14 protein-coding genes and 2 pseudogenes are annotated in these 15,451 nt (G+C 70.2%); 10 read left to right on the top strand and 6 right to left on the bottom strand.

Annotated features, from left to right (window positions below; translation table 11 throughout):
• Positions 1-387: 387 nt before the first annotated feature.
• The gene (locus ABZ721_RS14840; protein ID WP_358789005.1) at positions 388-1,362 is read left to right on the top strand and encodes a helix-turn-helix domain-containing protein; all 975 of its coding nucleotides are present in this window, start codon (positions 388-390) and stop codon (positions 1,360-1,362) included.
• Between the two features lie 314 nt (positions 1,363-1,676).
• Here ABZ721_RS14840 and ABZ721_RS14835 read toward each other — a convergent pair whose 3' ends face one another.
• From ABZ721_RS14835 to ABZ721_RS14820, 4 genes are all read right to left on the bottom strand, one after another.
• On the bottom strand, positions 1,677-2,060 hold the full coding sequence (locus ABZ721_RS14835; RefSeq protein ID WP_358789004.1) for an STAS domain-containing protein: 384 nt from the start codon (positions 2,058-2,060) through the stop codon (positions 1,677-1,679).
• A gap of 50 nt (positions 2,061-2,110) precedes the next feature.
• The gene (locus ABZ721_RS14830) at positions 2,111-2,536 is read right to left on the bottom strand and encodes an Hsp20/alpha crystallin family protein (RefSeq protein ID WP_358789085.1); all 426 of its coding nucleotides are present in this window, start codon (positions 2,534-2,536) and stop codon (positions 2,111-2,113) included.
• A gap of 435 nt (positions 2,537-2,971) precedes the next feature.
• Positions 2,972-3,364 (bottom strand): ANTAR domain-containing protein, encoded by a 393-nt coding sequence (locus ABZ721_RS14825; protein ID WP_358789003.1) that lies wholly within the window; start codon positions 3,362-3,364, stop codon positions 2,972-2,974.
• A 418-nt stretch (positions 3,365-3,782) separates the two neighbouring features.
• Entirely contained in the window at positions 3,783-4,466 is a 684-nt protein-coding gene (locus ABZ721_RS14820) for an ANTAR domain-containing protein (RefSeq protein ID WP_358789002.1), read from the bottom strand.
• Between the two features lie 410 nt (positions 4,467-4,876).
• On the opposite strand from ABZ721_RS14820, the gene ABZ721_RS14815 reads away from it, so the two are divergent.
• From ABZ721_RS14815 to ABZ721_RS14805, 3 genes are all read left to right on the top strand, one after another.
• The gene (locus ABZ721_RS14815; RefSeq protein ID WP_358789001.1) at positions 4,877-5,287 is read left to right on the top strand and encodes a DUF6479 family protein; all 411 of its coding nucleotides are present in this window, start codon (positions 4,877-4,879) and stop codon (positions 5,285-5,287) included.
• Between the two features lie 560 nt (positions 5,288-5,847).
• The gene (locus ABZ721_RS14810; RefSeq protein ID WP_358789000.1) at positions 5,848-8,442 is read left to right on the top strand and encodes a hypothetical protein; all 2,595 of its coding nucleotides are present in this window, start codon (positions 5,848-5,850) and stop codon (positions 8,440-8,442) included.
• 2 nt (positions 8,443-8,444) lie between these two features.
• Positions 8,445-8,837 carry a hypothetical protein gene (locus ABZ721_RS14805; RefSeq protein WP_358788999.1) on the top strand — a complete coding sequence of 131 codons (393 nt, stop codon included), beginning with the start codon at positions 8,445-8,447 and terminating at the stop codon, positions 8,835-8,837.
• A 635-nt stretch (positions 8,838-9,472) separates the two neighbouring features.
• On the opposite strand, the gene ABZ721_RS14800 is transcribed toward ABZ721_RS14805, so the two are convergent.
• Together ABZ721_RS14800 and ABZ721_RS14795 are read right to left on the bottom strand one after the other, a co-directional pair.
• Positions 9,473-10,072 (bottom strand): hypothetical protein, encoded by a 600-nt coding sequence (locus ABZ721_RS14800; protein WP_358788998.1) that lies wholly within the window; start codon positions 10,070-10,072, stop codon positions 9,473-9,475.
• Positions 10,073-10,583: 511 nt separating this feature from the next.
• Entirely contained in the window at positions 10,584-11,096 is a 513-nt protein-coding gene (locus ABZ721_RS14795) for a hypothetical protein (protein ID WP_358788997.1), read from the bottom strand.
• 435 nt (positions 11,097-11,531) lie between these two features.
• On the opposite strand from ABZ721_RS14795, the pseudogene ABZ721_RS14790 reads away from it, so the two are divergent.
• From ABZ721_RS14790 to ABZ721_RS14765, 6 genes and pseudogenes are all read left to right on the top strand, one after another.
• A pseudogene (locus ABZ721_RS14790) lies at positions 11,532-11,762 on the top strand (transposase); the annotation flags it as partial.
• 344 nt (positions 11,763-12,106) lie between these two features.
• A complete protein-coding gene (locus ABZ721_RS14785; protein WP_358788996.1) occupies positions 12,107-12,523 on the top strand; it encodes a GNAT family N-acetyltransferase in 417 nt (138 codons plus the stop codon).
• A gap of 93 nt (positions 12,524-12,616) precedes the next feature.
• A pseudogene (locus ABZ721_RS14780) lies at positions 12,617-13,749 on the top strand (IS630 family transposase).
• Positions 13,750-13,886: 137 nt separating this feature from the next.
• Complete coding sequence (locus ABZ721_RS14775; RefSeq protein WP_358788995.1) at positions 13,887-14,048, top strand: hypothetical protein; 162 nt, start codon at positions 13,887-13,889, stop codon at positions 14,046-14,048.
• Positions 14,049-14,118: 70 nt separating this feature from the next.
• Positions 14,119-14,628: a GNAT family N-acetyltransferase gene (locus ABZ721_RS14770; protein ID WP_358789084.1), complete on the top strand. Its 510-nt coding sequence runs from the start codon at positions 14,119-14,121 to the stop codon at positions 14,626-14,628.
• 291 nt (positions 14,629-14,919) lie between these two features.
• Positions 14,920-15,336: a hypothetical protein gene (locus tag ABZ721_RS14765; protein ID WP_358788994.1), complete on the top strand. Its 417-nt coding sequence runs from the start codon at positions 14,920-14,922 to the stop codon at positions 15,334-15,336.
• Positions 15,337-15,451 lie beyond the last annotated feature (115 nt).

Genomic DNA, 15,451 nt, shown 5'->3' with positions numbered 1-15,451 from the left:
CGGTGGGCGAGCACCCGCTCCCGGGGACGTCAGTGTGGGCGTGGGCTGGGGCCCGGCGGCCGCGGCCCTCGGCACCGCGCCGCCACCGAGCAGCACCGCGACCACCAGCCCTAACGCCCCCGCCCCGCGTGCCAGGCGTCGGCCCAGATACCGTCGCATGCCGTTCCTTCCGCCGTGCCGTCGGCACGGGCGCCTTGTCGGGTGAGTCCCGCCCGCCTCCCGGTGACCCCCCGGCATCCCGGGAGGGGGCTACCAAGATCCTGTCTGAGCGGTTTCCGGCCTGTCGTTGGCGCTGAGCGCCCACCGGTTGGCGTGGAACGCCCTTCCGCATCACCAGCCCCTGCAGTTGGCTGGAGCTCCGGACCCCTCACCCCCGCGGGAGCAGACATGCACCCCATCGTCTTCGACACCGTCGAGGTCCCCGTCGCGGACCGGCCCGCCGCCTGGGTGGAGACGATGGCGCTGGCCGAGGTCACCCAGCGGGTGAAGTTCCTCGAGACCGCACGGTTCAACGCCCGGATGGAGCTCATGCCGCTGGGCGTGGGGCAGCTGTCGACGCTCTCATACGCCTCGCTCGTCGCCCAGCGCACGCCCAAACTCGTGCGCCAGTCGGACCCGGAGATGTACCACGTGGCCGTCGCCACCGGGGGCGAGATCGGCATCGACCAGCACCGGCAGAGCTCCCTGTTGCGCCAGGGCGACATGGGGTTCTTCGACAGCTCCCGCCCCTTCGACACCCAGGCGGGCGAAGCACCGGGACACGCGCTGTTGTTCCAGTTCCCCAAGGGCTTGTTGCGGGTGCCCCACGAGCGGTTCACCGCGCTCTGCGGGCTGTCGCGACCCTGGACGCACGGGGTGGGGCGGATGTTCGGACAGTTCCTGGTGGAGCTCTCCGAGCAGTACCCCCACTGCACCCCGCATCAGGCGGCCGGGCTCGGGGCCACGGCGGTGGATCTGCTGATGGCCGTCCTGACCCAGGAGGACGACGCGCCCGGGGGCAGGGAGCCCTCGCAGCAGGCGACGTTCGTGAAGATGAGCGCCTTCGTGACCGAACATCTGGCCGACCCGCATCTGGGCCCCGAGATGCTGGCCGCGGCCCACCACATCTCGCTGCGCTACCTGCACCGGGTCTTCCAGCACAACGGCACCACGCCGCGCACCTTCATCCGCGAGCAGCGCATGGGCCGGTGCCGCAGGGACCTGGCCGATCCGGCCCTGCGGCACCTGACGATCAACGCCATCGCCGGCCGCTGGGGTTACCCCCACCCGGCCGCCTTCGCCCGCTCGTTCCGGTCCGCGACCGGGATGTCGGCCACCGAATACCGCACCTTGCACGCGGCACCCGCAGCGCAGGACACCTGAGCGCCTATCACCCCCGGCGGGCGGCTGGCCCGCTCCAGCTTCCCAAGCCGGGCCGACGGGTCGACACCACGGCCGCCGGGTTGGGCGCTGGACGCGGACCGATTCGAGCGGGGTGCGGCGTCCGAGACGACCGCGAACGCAGGGACCGCCTGGTGTACCGGCTCCCCCGTCGCCGCCTTCTGCCGCTCCACCGCCGACGCGGCGCCCGCATCCCTCCCGGACGCCGCGGCGCCCTGGTGGTGTGTCTCAGCCCGGGCGCGCAACCGGGGCATCGCTGGGAGAGGTGGTGCGGTGCACGCCCGGCCCGGGGGCGGTCAGGGCAGGCCGTCGGCCAATTGCGCTTCATGGTGGTCTCGGTCGGCCAGCGCGTGGGTCACGGTGGGGTGGGTGGGCAGCAGTTGGGCCAGGCGGCTGGTCTCGAGGGCGCGGCGGACCGCGCCCGGCGGGCAGACCAACCGCACTTCTCCCCCACTGGCCAGGGCCCGGTTCCGCGCCCCGATGAACGCGGCCAGGCTGGCGGCATTGCAGGAGGTCACGCCCGACAGGTCCAACACCAGGCGGGTCGGCGGCGGGCAGGCAGCGAACACTGTGTCCAGACAATCGTGCAACTGCCGGGAGGCGGTGACGTCCCCCAGGCGCCCCCGCACCTCGACGACCTGCCGATCGCCCTCCCGTCGCGTCGATAGGAACAGAGCCATGGCCTCCTCCGGGGCCGAGTTGGTGCACCGAGCGAGGGTGCTCGATCCGCTCAGCGGGTGATCTGCCGGGGCTCGCTGTCGCCGCTGTTGATGGCGATGCGGCGCGGCTTGGCCTGCTCGCTCACCGGAATCCGCACGGTCAGCACCCCCGCGTCGTACACCGCGTCGATGTGTTCGGTGTCGAGGGTGTCGCCGAGGAACAGCTGCCGGTGAAACACCCCGTGCGGGCGCTCGGCGACCACGAGGCTCTCACCCTTGACGTCCGGCGCCCGGCGTTCGGCGCGTACCGTCAGTACGTTGCGCTCCACGTCCAGGTCCAGGGAGTGCGGTTCGATGCCCGGCAGATCCAGGTGGATCAGAAACGTATCGCCGTCGCGGTAGGCATCCAGCGGCATCACCGCGGGGCGAGCGGCCGTGCCGACAAACTGCTCGGCGAGTCGGTTCAGTTCACGAAACGGGTCGGTGCGTAACAACATCAGAGGTCTCCTCTCGTCCAGAGCGGTCGGCCCGGGCCGGAGAAGCCCGGAGGCCATCGCCCCTTTCTATACCGCCAACCCGCCAGCCATGACAAGAGTCAGCTTAGTTTTTCTTCTCTATCGGCGATAGTTTTTCTTCTTTTGAGCTAGCAGGAGTGAGCAGAGCGGCTCCCGCCAGGACGCCGCGCGTGACGGCGCCGCTGGAGACGAGCTGCGGCAGGTCCCTGTGCGACCGCGAAGCAGGACATCGATGACGCCGAGGGGCCACGCCCTCAGCGCTGCAGGACAGAACGCGGGCGACGTCGAGTATCGGCTCCTCGATCGTGTGCCGGCCTGCGGCACGGTCATGGGCGACCCGGCGCAGGAGGGCGCGATAGCCCGATGGGGCCGCTGGGCGTGTGGGCGGCACCTGGCGGCCAACGCGTAGGTTCCTGTCTACGAACTGTCTCCTGCAGCGAGTTCTGGGCAGGCCGAGAGGGAGTCCGGCGTGAGCCCGGTGTCGATCACTTCACGGGCAACCGTGCTGAGCGGGACGCGGTGCCGACGGGCGTGCCTGCGCAGGGCCTCGAAGGCCTGGTTGAGGGTGATGTTGCTGCGCGCTGCGATCAGGCCCTTGGCCTGTTCGATGATGATGCGGCTCTGCAGCGCGGTCTGCAGCTGCTCGTTAAGCGCGTTCTGCTCGCGGATGATGCGGGCATGTATGAGCCCGATCGTGGCGGCGTCGGCCAGCGCTTGGGCGAGCGCGAGATCGTCGCCGATTAACGGCCGCAGCCCGGTGCGCAGCAGCAGAAGGCTGCCGAGGCTGTCTTCGCGCAGGCGTATCGGCACGGCGATGGCACGGCGATGGCATGGCGGTAGCTGGCCTGCTGCAGGTCCGCGGTGAAGTGCGGCCAGCGAAGGGCCGCGTCGGGTAGCTCCGGCAGGCGCACCGTACGGGCAGTTCGGTGCGCCTCCACCGCTGGGCCTTGCCCGCACGCGGCGTGCAGCATGCGCCGCAGGGCCGGCGCGGGATCGCACGGTGCGGGGCTGTGCAGGTGCGGGCCGGGGTGGGCCAGGAAGACCGCGGCGTCGGTGGCGTCGAGGAGTTCCTGGCAGCGGACGGTCATCTGCTGCAGGAAGCCGTCGCCAAAGTCTTCCACTAGCGTTTCTGCCAATTCTACGAAGGTCCGTGCGATGTGCTCGTCCCTGCTCCTGGGTGTGCACTGCTCACTCCCGGGTAGAGGGTGGCCGGTGCGGGGGGGCTGGGCTAGGGGGCGGTGTCGGGCAGTTCCTGCTCAAGGGTGGCGTGGGCGGCGTCGGTCAGGGACAGGCCTTGGGCGTATGCGTAGGCGCGCAGCCGGTCCAGGGCCTCGTGCAGCGGCACGCCCAGCCGCACGCTGAGGACACCGGTGGCCTGATGCACTTCGGCGCGGTGCAGCTCGACTGCGCCCGCGTGCCCGATATCAGTGCCGGGGTGACCGGCTGCGGGCCAGCGATTCAGCACGTGGTGGGCCAAGGCGTCGGCGACCAGCCAACCCTGCGCGGACTGCTGTGCGGTGAGGGGGCCGGGGGTGCGCCGGTAGCCGGTGAGCGTGCCGGTCTGCACCGCGCCGATGTGCACCGGCCACACGAACAGCGCCGCAACGCCGAGGCCTTCCGCTCCAGCGGCATACTGCGGCCACTGCTGAGCCAGCAGCCGCCCGAGATCGGGCACCTCACACACCGTGCTCGCCGCCTCGACGTGCAGCCCGGGGCCCTGGCCGAGAACGAACTGCAGATCTGCCAGCCGCGCACTGGTGTCATCGCTGAACCACACCAGTTCCCGCCCCAGGGCGACGGCCAAACCGCCCAGTCCCAGGGCCAGGGCGCAGGAATACGCCCATCCCTGGCGCTCCGCTTCGTCCGCCGCCGCAGACAGGCAGTCGAGTAGCTCCGTGACCTCCGAGGCCATGTCCGCGCACGCTTTCGCCAAAACCCGTGGGCCGCCAAGCACCGGCCGCACCCTTTCACCGTAATTATCACCCTCCGCCGGGCCGCGAAACACGGAAACGGGGCAGGGCCATCCGGCGGATCGCCCTGCTGGGCGGATCCACGCCAACCTTTGCAGGCTGGACCCTGAACCTGGTCATGTCCTGTGGTCGGCGCGGCGGACCGCCAGGGTCGCCGGCCTCCTTCGCCCCACTGTGGCGCCGTGCCCGGCGGCGCCACAGCAAGAAGCGGTTGCGACCGCAGGCATCCCAGACATCATCCCGGGCACTCCGCACAGCGCACCGGTGACCGTTCACCCTCGGGTGTGGTGCCTCCCCGGCCTGGGCGGCGCCCGTCGGATCCAGCCGGGGCGGCCTCCGGTCACGCGCACGCATGAGCGAAATCAGCGAGGGTAGTTCGCCAGATATGAGCCCACAAGTGAGGGAAATCAGTGACTTAGCCGTCCCGCACGACGTTCTGGTCGGCATCGCGCCAGCGGCCCTTGGTGTCGTGATGGTGGCAGCGCTCATCGCCGCAGTTGCTTACGGCCGGCGGTTGCGCCGACGCCAACCGCCGCCCCCAACCGGACCGCAACCGCGCGACGGCGCCTGGCAGACACCCGACGAACTCGACGCCCCCACTCCACCCGATCACGGACCGGGGTACCCAGAGCGTGGGACGGTCGCCGAGGCCGGCTCGGCGCGACGCGGCGAGCACCGCGATTCCGCTCATGAGCCGGACCGTTCCGCCCCCGGCGATCCCGCGCCCCCCGCACACGGGACGGCCGACGCGCCAGAGGGTTAGGGGCCGGCAGGGGCCGGATCCGGCGGGAGGCACTCGGGGGCCGGTGCAGTCCCCACCTACCCGGATGATCACCAGCGGTAGGCGATGAGCACGGCGACCGCACGGCTTCAAGCCGCCCGGGTCCGCCCCTCCGCGCACCGCCACCCCTGGGTCCTGGGCAGACTCGCTGACTGGGGGCCTGGTTCGACCCCATGACCCGTCATGTCCACGATTTGCGCGCCCTGCTGCGGTCCGGCATCGCCAACGGCCCTTCCGCAGCGACCGGAAGGCCGGTCCGCCCCGCGGCCCAATTCCCGTACGAATAACAACATTCCGGTGGTCTGCGCGCGGGGCGGACGGGACAATCGGGACGGCAGCCCCGGTCGGGTACCGGCTCGGTCGCGTGCGGGCCGCCCTGACGGATTGGGGGACCCATGCCGCACTCGCCCGGAGCTGAGGAGCACCCGCCGCGCGCAGCAGATCGCGCCGAGCCGCCGCCGGCCAGCGCGCCGACCGCACGGGCTGCGCCGGACGAGCCCGCCCTGCCGCCCGCGACGGGGACAGCGGGAGGATCGGTGTCCGTGGCGGGTGACCTCGCTGGTTCCCAGGTGGGCATCGGCGGCAAGGTGGTGCAGATCCAGGCGGACGGGTTCGCGACCGTGCTGTTCGTGGACGGCGCCGAGCCGGCCGGCGCGGAGCGGCGCCCGCTGCCCCGCACCGTGCAGGCGCACCGCTCACTCGCGGCCCTGGGCCGCGAGCGCGAACTCGCCCGCCTGGCCGACGCGGTGGAGGAAGGGGGGCCGGTCCAGGTATACGGGCCGTGCGGGATCGGCAAGAGCACGCTGCTGCTGCACGCCACCAGCCGGGGCACCCTCGGTGCGACCGGCACCGAGGGCACCGTCCTGCTCTCCGCCCGCGGCCTGCCGGCGCAGGAGGTACTGCAGGAAATCCTCCTCGCCACCTACCAGGTCACCGCGGTGCACGTCCCCGCGCAGGCCGAACGCCGCAGGCTGCTCGCGGCCCTGCGGGTCCTCGTCGTGCTGGACGATCTCGACTGCCCGGCCGCGGAGGTCGCCGACCTGGTGCACGCCCTGCCGCACTGCGTGGTCGTCACCGCCGCCGAACGGATGACGGCCACCGGCGGTTGCACCGTCGGCCTGCGCGGTCTGCCGCTGCCTGCCGCGCTGACCCTTTTCCAGGATGCCCTCGATCGGCCGCTCAGCGCGCGGGAAGCGGTGCAGGCGGAAGAGGCCTGGCGGGCAACCGACGGCCATCCCGGACGCCTCGGCCTGGTCGCGGCATATCTGCGCGAGGCCGCCGAACACGGTATCCCGCCCGCGGTGCCCCCGGCGGACGGCCTGCCCCTGGTGATCCCCCAGCTGGTGTCCTGGCTCAGCACCGAGGCGGCAGCGCTCTTACGCCAGCTGTCGGTGCTCGGGGACAGCGAATGGGGCATGCCACTGGTCCACGCGCTGCCGGACGGTACCGCCACCGCGGTGGACGAGCTGGTCCGGGCACGGCTGCTCGTGCGGAACCAGGCAAGGCTGCGCCTGGCGCAGGGCGTCGCCGCAGGACTCGGGGACGACCCGCCGGGCTCCACCCTTCCCACCGTGGCCGAGGCGGCGGCCGGCTGGCTGGCCGGCGCCGCGCCCACCGACGCCGCCGCCGAGGCCGAAGTCCTCACGGCCCTGGCGCAACAGGCGGCCGACGCGGGCCTGGACGCGCTGGTGACCCGCCTGGCACGGGCCGGCGCCCCGCGCCTGATGCTCGCGCTGCGCTGGCGGGCCTGGGGGCGGCTGCTCGACGTGGGCCTGCAAGCGGCGCGCCGCTCTAAGCGCAGCGACGACGAGGTGTACTTCACCCACGAGTCCGGGATTCGCGCGCTGTGCCTCGGCGACGTGGTCAAAGCCACCGCGCTGCTGTCGGCCGCAGCCGCCCTCGGCGTGCGGGGCGCGGCGACCTTGCGCGAGCTGCTGAACGATCCCCCGGCCCCGTCGGATCCGGGCACCACGGCCGTGGCCCAGCCGCCCGGCCCGCCTCCCGCAGCGCCCCCGCCGGCCCCGTCACCTGCGGCAGGTCCCTGGCACCACGGCCTACTCACCGGAAAAGCCCTGCTGGCCGCGGCCGCCGTGGTCGCGGCGACCACGTTTGGCGTCAACGCCTTCGGTGGGCAGCAAACGACGAAGGCCGGACCCCCGTCGACCGCCGGGCCGCAGGTGACCGGAGGGCACCGGTCGACGACACCGACCCGCTCCGCCGTGCCCGACAGCTCCGCCGCGGGCCAGAGCAGTGCCGACCACGGGGCAGGGCCCGGATCCGCGCCGGCATCGAGCGACCAGTCCGCGGCGGCGAGCGACCCGTGGCAGGACTTCCCCTTCGGTGGGCGCCGGATCGGAACAGCGGTGTACGCCAACGGCTTCCGCTACGACGTCATCGGCGCCGTCGCCAACCGCGATGCCGGCGGGCGCCCGCAACTGCTGCTGACGTCCCTGGTGCGCAACGAACTCGCCGGTCCGTCGCGCCGCCCGTTGGGGTACCTGCCCGTCCTGCACCAGGGCGGCCGGCAGACGAGCGCGCGCACCGACACCACCGCGGCGGGGTCCGACGCCGTCCACGTGACGTTCACCTTCCCCCTGGAGCAGGGTTTTCGCTGGGAGGACGCCCGCCTGGAGTTCCCCGCGGACGCGGACGAGGTCACCACTGTGCCGCTCGTGCCCGGCAGCCGGGGCGGGCCCCTGATCGCCCACCCGCCCCAAGAGGCGGTCATCTACGGAAAACTGCGGAACGCCTGGATGGAGGTGACGATGACCGGCGCCCAGTACCGCACCGACGTGGCCTTGGACAGCCCCGGCTGGACGGCACCGCGACTGCGCGCGGGGCGGGCGAGCCTGCTGCTCACCTTCACCGTGCAGATCCTCGACGCCCCGCCCGGCGGTGTCGATCTCGCGCCGCAGGACTTCGACGTGATCCAGCCGAACGGGACGCGCCGACCCTTCGAGGTCGGAACCAGCTTCGGCGGCTACGCCCACGGCGTCACGCCCAAGCGCCAGTACATCGCCGTCCAGGTCGCTCCCGCGACAGGGACCTACCGCGTGGTCTTCACCTACGCCGCCCAGGACGCCCGGCCGCCGGGCAACCCCCAGGAATCCCTCACCTTCACCGTCGGGAGGACATGACCATGACCCAGCAACCGCCCACCGGCGACAGCATCCGCATCCACATCGGCGGGGCGGTCACCGACTCACAGATCGGTGCCGGCCGCGCGGTCCATCAGCGCCAGGAGCACCGCACCACCCTGCCGGACGTCCTTGCCGACCTGCGGCGCGACCTCGCCGCCCTCCCCGCCGAAGCCGACCGCGCGGAGGCCGATGCCCTCCTCGACGAGCTGGCCTCCGCGGCGGCCGCGGGCCGGCCCGTCCACGGCGTCGGCGCCCGGCTCCGCGCCTGGATCACCGCACACGCCCCCGCGCTGCTGGAGCGCGTCACCACCCTCGTCCTCCCCCTCGCGGCGTCGGCCGCCGCAGCCGCCGCCGACAGTATCGCCACCAACGTCCTGCCCCCAGCCAACTGACGGGCCCGTGTCCGACGCCTTGGTTGCGCCGCACGAGCGTGGCCGGCCGCTGCGGTGCTGGAGCGGATGTCCCCTCCTACACCGGGGGCGAGCACGCCCGGTGCCGTGCCGCGCGGGGGCCAGCGACCAGACAACACCGGCTGGAGCACGTCCCTGACGGCTGACGACGGCCTGGCCGTGCACGACCTGGCTCAGCACCCCGGCCCAGTCATGCGACGGCCCGCACAGCCTTGCCAAGCGACGCCACCCTGCGGGCGCCCCCTGGTCCGGCCACTCCAGCCCCCTTCGCTCCTACCGCTCCCTGGGCGCAGGCGCAGACCGCTGCGAGGACGCCTGGGGTGCTGTGCGGGCACTGATCGGGCAGCACCACCGCAGGATGACCCGTCGCGGCCAGGCGAGAGGGGGCGGCGCGTGCACCGCCCCCAGGACGACCCACCGTCGTGGCGAAACCCACCGCACGACGGCCCGCAGACCTATCCGGGCAGCGGCCTGCGCGCCCGCCTGCGAGACCAGTCGCGGGCGATGTCCGCCCCACGGTGAACCACAGTCGACACACCGGACGGGCCCTGAGGCGTCCCCTCGTTGCCGTCGCTGTGTCCGCGTGGGCACCGGAGCCCTGCCGGTCCCTGCCACGCTCACTGACGGCGGGACATGACCTTCTGCAGCCGGCCGAGGCCCTGCACGGACGGCCGCTGCTGTTCCCCGTGGAGAGCATTGAGGACCACCAGAGCACCGGTGAGAGCGGGGACGCTCCATTGCACGAGACGGAGCTGGCGCTGCGCCTGCTCCAGCGAGATCGGATGCTCCTCGGCCCGGACCCTGTCCTCCTTGTCCTCGGATGTCGCCAGCTCCACCTTCTTGCCCAGGATCCGGGTGTAGGCGGTGGCTGCCAATGCGGCACCCGTGACCACCGTCTTCACCACGGTGGACGTGGTCACGCCCTGCTGGTTTCTCACTCGGTCGGCGTTGTCCCGCAGCAGTGCCGCACCACCGACAAGGTGGACCACGATGGCTCCTGCGTTGTAGGGCGTCCATTTGCGCCATCCGGTACTGGCGATCTTCGCACCCATGGGTGCTTGGACCTCACTCGTCGCCTGGTCGGGGTCCCGTGATGGTGGGCCACCTACTTCCTCAGCGGCGCCGTTGAGCCCGACCGATCCCATCAGCGACCCTCCGAACCAGATCGCCAGCCCTAGATCGTGCAGACTGCGCACTATGGTGCTGCGTTCGGTCATGTTCGGCCTCCTCCTTTGCGGATACGAAGCACACGACGCGTAGATCCGCCGCAACGCCGGTCAACGGCATAGGCGGAACTTGTAGTTTCTCCGGTTCCCCGCGCCCCAGCCCCCTAACACCTCCGCATGAATCTGACGAGAAACGGCCGGACTCCACGGGACACGACCGCGCCGTCACTGCCCCCAGCCCACTCCATCCCTCGCAGGAACGTCTCGTCCAGACACACGGCGGTCCATCGCCCTGGTGTGGTGTCGCCTTCACGGGCCAAAGCGACGGTGCCGACGCGACCGCAGAGCGCAACAGGTCCTTTCGTCGGTGCTTCTCCGGGGCGAGGACGGCCTTGCTCACCGCGGGAAAACCAGCCACCGGAAACCCTGTTCGACCTGCACCTTCCACGATCGTTTGAGAGACGGCTCCTGACGGCGGGGCCGCCGCTGGCGTGCAGTGGGTGAAGGCGCCGTGTCCTGACCAGCGTGCACCGTGCACGCACCGGTGACGCGCGGAACGACGTCAGTCCTCGATCCCCAGGTCCAGTCGCATCAACAAGTGCAGCGCCGTCAGTTTGGGTTCGGCCGCTTGGAGGTCCGACAGGGCCGTCTCGGGGCTCTCAGCGTGCGGGGCCACACCCCGGTCCAGTCGCTTGGCGGCGGCATCAGCGGCAGCGAGGACGCTGTTGAGGTCTCGGGAGGCTTCGAGAATGCGCTGGGGGACGATCATTTGTGCCTCGGCATAGCGGTCGCGGTAGTCGCGCCGTGTCTCCTCGACGAGCGCACGGTCCTCCGGGGTGTAGACGCCGTCGCGGAGGCGGTGCAGGGCGTCTTTGAGCAGAGTATGAAACTGGCGCGAGGCCCGGTTCATCGCCGTGTAGGCGGCACGTCGTTCCTCGAAGGTGCGCCGCCGGTCGGTTTCCACCGTTTCCTGGGCGCGTTGTGCTGCAGCGCTGCGCTGCGCGATCAGCGGCGCCAGGAGTGTGCCGAGTACGCCGACAACGGCGGTGACCATGGCAGCGATCGCAACACCCATGGGATCAGGTTAGCGTTGGGGCTCCCCGCACCCGATTCCGGGCGGTGGTGGCGCCCGATCGTGCCCGGCAGGCCGCACGGGCAGCTGTCGGTCACGACCGGTGACCGTTGCTCGATACCCGTCACGCGTGGTCAGCCTCGGTGGTCCGGCGATCGTCCCCCAGGGGTTGCGTTGTTACTGAGCGTTTGGTCCTGTTGCACCGCAGCCTGTGGGGGTTCTCCGTCCTAGTTGCTCTGGTGCTGGAGCGAGCGGTGAGGCTGCTGCAATTTCCTGCAGCAGCAGAGACATGTCCTACCCGGACTTCTCCTGCCTTGCTCCAACACGCCCTGCCCCAAACCTCTGTCCCTGCTCACCAGGGCCACCATGTTGCAGTACCTCTGCAACATGACCGCACGTGACGGCCACCCCAGCGACCTCTCCGACGCGCGGTGAGCTCTGATCGAACCAGTCCTCACCGCCTGGCGGGCCAGGCGTCGTCAGTTCGCCCTGGACATCGAACGCCCACCCCGAGCACGACCCCCGCCAGATCATGAACGCGATCCCGTACGTGGACCGCACCGAAATCCCCCGGCGGTATCTGCCCCACGACTTCCCGCCCACCAGACGGTCTACGGCTACTTCGCCCGCTGGCAGCAGGACACCGTGTTCCACCAGCCCACCGGCATCCACGAGGGATTTCACGGGGATCGACAGGGTTGTCGGCGTCAGGGCGCTGTCGTTCACGGAATCAGTCATGAAGGGATCCTTTCGTACCCGCCGACCCGTGGAAAGATCGCTTCCCGTCGATGTCAGCCGTTTGGCCTACCAGCGCCGCGACGCGGTCCCGGTGCGGATCAGAGCCACCTCCACAAGTCTCCAACTAGTGCCGCATCAGGCAACGTTCGCCCTGCTGAGAAACGGCAGAGGTCAGCGCGGTGGGGTTTCGAAGGCCGTGGAGCTGAACTCGGCATCGGGATCACTCCGCGGCAAAATGGCCGACCCCCGAGGCCGGAGCGTGTCAGGATCCTCGAATGGAGATTCGTCGTGCCACTCAAATTGAGGCAGTCAACGCCGCTGGACACCTCTTCGACACCGCCCCAGGACGGGAGGCCACTGACCGGTTCCTGACGGACGAGTGCCATCACCTCCTGATCGCCTACGTGGACGACATCCCGGCGGGGATGGTCACCGGCGTCGAGATGACCCACCCGGACAAGGGAACCGAGATGTTCCTGTACGAGCTGGGCGTGGACGAGTCGTTCCGTGGGCGTGGTATCGGCCAGGCTCTGGTGTCGGCGCTTGCGGACCTGTCACGTGAACGGGGCTGCTACGGCGTGTGGACGATCACGGACGAAGAGAATACGGCGGCACTGGCGACGTACCGCCGCGCTGGCGGCGTCGCGGAAACGGGACAGGTCGCACTCACCTGGACGTTCGATCAGCTGTAGACCGACGCAACGGATCCCCTTCCCGCACCAGACCGTTGGCGGCCTGCCGTCCGGCTACTACCTGGGACGTGCGGTTTCCGTCGAGCTGTCCTGGTGGCTGAACGTGTACAGGTCCGCGAGATCGATGACGACGAAGGCAGGCGACTGCTGCGGATCATCCGCAGGGGCACTGGGTCGGTGGTGACCTGGCGGCGGGCCCAGATGGTGCTGCCGTCCGCGCAGGGCATGCCGGTGGCGAAGATCGCCGAAGTGACGTTCACCAGCGCGGACCGGGTCCGGGACGTGATTCACAATTTCAACACCGACGGCTTCGAGTCGCTCTACCCGAAGTACAGGGGCGGCCGCCGAGCACGTTCACACTGCCCGAGCGCCGGGAGATCAAGAAGACCGCCAAGTCCAAGCCGGCCGAGCACGGCCTGCCCTTCTCGACCTGGAGCCTGGCCAAGCTGGCCGACTTCCTGGTCGCCGAGGGGGTGGTCGACGACATCAGCCACGAGGGCCTTCGGGTCCTGCTCCGCGAGGAGGGCGTCTCGTTTCAACGCGTGAAGACCTGGAAGACCTCCCGCGACCCCGACTACGCGGCCAAGAAGGCCCGCGTCGAGCACCTCTACGCGATCGCCGACGGCGAGGTCATACCCTAGGAGGGCGAACCCGAAGTCGTCGGCTGCCTGGACGAGTTCGGCCCGCTAAACCTCCAGCCCCACCCCGGTCGGCAGTGGGCGGAACGCGGCGGCAAGGGCAAGGACCCCGACCGCGAGCCCAGACCCCGCCGGCGGGCCACCTACACCCGACCGCACCGGGTGCGGCACGTGTTCGCCGCCTAAGACCTGGCCAAGGACCAGCTCTACGGCCACGTCAAGAAGACCAAGAACCGGTCCAAGTTCCTGAGGTTCTGCCGCTACCTGCGCTCGCTGCACCCGGCGGACGTGCGCATTGCGATCATCTGCGACAACTACTCGCCTCACCTGACGACGAAGCGGTGCCAGCGAGTCGGGACATGGGCGGCCGCGAACAACGTCGAGATCGCCTACACCCCGACCAGTAGCTCCTGGCTCAACCGGATCGAGGCCCAGTTCACCGCCCTGCGCTACTTCGCCCTCGACGGCACCGACCACCCCAGCCACAAGGCCCAGGGCAGCATAATCCGCCGCTCCATCATCTGGCGGAACAAGCACGCCACCGACCAACGCCTACGCGAAGTCGTGAACAGGGCGAACGTTGCCTGATGCGGCACTAGCCCACCTTGGCCCCCCAATCTACGAGTCTTCTCATGTGCGACATCCCGTGAGTCCTCCTGAGCCCCGCAAAGTCACCCTGGCTCTTTCCCGGCGGTCAGCCCGGCCGTCCGATCAGTGCCTGGGCCATGGGCGAGCGACTCCGCAAACTCGGCATCCGGCTCGCGGAAGCCCGCTCGACCGCACTGTTCCAGCTCGCCACCGAGCTGCCCGCCGCCGTCCTCGCCGGCACCCCCGGCATCGACATCACCGTCGCCGTCAAATGGCAGCGAGCCGCCGCCGGGGACTGAGGCGCCTACGCGGCCGAGGTCAGCAGCCGTCATCATGACGCCCGAATCCAAAGGCAAGGGAGCACCACAGATGCTGCTACGTGATGTTGAGTACGGCGACGTCGACGCCTACGTCCGGATGCGATGCGACCCGGTCATGATGGCCGAGCTGGGCGGGCCGCTGCCTTACGAAGGCATGGAGGCGAAGGTCCAGCGTGATGTTCAACGGGTGGCAGCGGACACCGACTGGACAAAGATGATCGTGCCCGATGAGGCCGAGCTGGACATGGTCGCGGGAACCGTGACGTTGTGGCCTCACGCCGCAGACGGCGAGCGCATCTCCGAGATCGGCTGGATGGTACTGCCGGAGTACCAGGGACGGGGACTCGCGAAGCAGGGCGTCCGCACACTGCTTGAGCTGGCCGGCGACGACGGCCGGTGGGGGTTGGTACACGCATTTCCGGCAACAACCAATGCCCCGTCCAACGGCATCTGCCGAGCCCTCGGATTCCGATTCCTGGGCAAGCAAGACGTGCCCTTTGCCGGTCGAGTCCTGCAAACCAATCACTGGGCTATCGACCCTCGCACCGACCTGACCTGACTACAGGTCCAGCACGCCGGGACCCACGCGGAGCCCCGAGGGCGGGAGGCATTCAGAGAGTTCCAATACCCGACTCCACCATTGCTGGGCCGCCAGGACGTCCTCCTCGACAGCGTCCCCGCGGGCCCGTCCAGCAAGCGGGCCCGCGGGATGGACCAGCGAAGCGAGGGTGAGGCGAAGACATCGCGGTTGTTCAGTAGGTGTTTTTCATCCTGGGTGTGTCATTGAGCCAGGCCAGGAATCGAACGGGCCGTGCCGAGCGGCGTTGGCTGATTCACTAGGGTTAGCCGCATGGACATGCGGAGGATCGTCGCGGTGCTGGCCGAGGAGGCCGAGCAACAAATCCATGACCAGGTGTGGGAGCTGGTTCGCAGCGAACGTGCTCTCGCCTCTGAGACGGAGGCCGGCCTGCGCAGAGCTATCGGGCCGCCGGATGTCCAAGAGGCATTGCCGCAGATCCAGCGGCTCGAACACCTACGGGAAACCCTCGCCGTTCTGGCGATCTCCCTTGCTCGCACTCACGGCCGCCTGGCCTGGTTCCTCTCCGGTGCCATCAACGCGCTCGAACCCGTCCTGCGTTGGCGTGCTCTGCCTGCTGATCGTGGTGGCGCCTTCGGCACTGTCCTTGCGAGCCCTGAGGAATACACGGAGGCGGAGGAGGCCGTCCGCCGACTCCAGGACGGTCTAGCGCGGATCGCTGCCGGGTAAGAGCCTGCATGGCCTGGGTGCCCGTGAGGCGGTGCGATGGGCGGTCACCTCATCGGGCGATTCCGTCCCGGCTGCACTGTCTGATAACACTGGGTATGTGCACTGATCCTAGGGT

It is taken from the genome of Streptomyces sp. NPDC006733 (assembly GCF_040636125.1).
In the GTDB taxonomy this organism is placed as follows: Bacteria; Actinomycetota; Actinomycetes; order Streptomycetales; family Streptomycetaceae; genus Actinacidiphila.
The sequence above is the reverse complement of the archived record's forward strand: the minus strand, read 5'-3'. Positions and strand labels throughout refer to the sequence as shown.

Bases quoted from the DNA above. Each gene is read 5' to 3' on its own strand.
- ABZ721_RS14785 (WP_358788996.1), top strand. From the start codon at position 12,107: ATGGAGATTCGTCGTGCCACTCAAATTGAGGCAGTCAACGCCGCTGGA.
- ABZ721_RS14830 (WP_358789085.1), bottom strand. From the start codon at position 2,536: ATGTTGTTACGCACCGACCCGTTTCGTGAACTGAACCGACTCGCCGAG.
- ABZ721_RS14815 (WP_358789001.1), top strand. From the start codon at position 4,877: ATGAGCGAAATCAGCGAGGGTAGTTCGCCAGATATGAGCCCACAAGTG.
- ABZ721_RS14840 (WP_358789005.1), top strand. From the start codon at position 388: ATGCACCCCATCGTCTTCGACACCGTCGAGGTCCCCGTCGCGGACCGG.
- ABZ721_RS14835 (WP_358789004.1), bottom strand. From the start codon at position 2,060: ATGGCTCTGTTCCTATCGACGCGACGGGAGGGCGATCGGCAGGTCGTC.
- ABZ721_RS14765 (WP_358788994.1), top strand. From the start codon at position 14,920: ATGGACATGCGGAGGATCGTCGCGGTGCTGGCCGAGGAGGCCGAGCAA.
- ABZ721_RS14805 (WP_358788999.1), top strand. From the start codon at position 8,445: ATGACCCAGCAACCGCCCACCGGCGACAGCATCCGCATCCACATCGGC.
- ABZ721_RS14795 (WP_358788997.1), bottom strand. From the start codon at position 11,096: ATGGGTGTTGCGATCGCTGCCATGGTCACCGCCGTTGTCGGCGTACTC.
- ABZ721_RS14820 (WP_358789002.1), bottom strand. From the start codon at position 4,466: ATGGCCTCGGAGGTCACGGAGCTACTCGACTGCCTGTCTGCGGCGGCG.
- ABZ721_RS14770 (WP_358789084.1), top strand. From the start codon at position 14,119: ATGCTGCTACGTGATGTTGAGTACGGCGACGTCGACGCCTACGTCCGG.
- ABZ721_RS14775 (WP_358788995.1), top strand. From the start codon at position 13,887: ATGGGCGAGCGACTCCGCAAACTCGGCATCCGGCTCGCGGAAGCCCGC.
- ABZ721_RS14800 (WP_358788998.1), bottom strand. From the start codon at position 10,072: ATGACCGAACGCAGCACCATAGTGCGCAGTCTGCACGATCTAGGGCTG.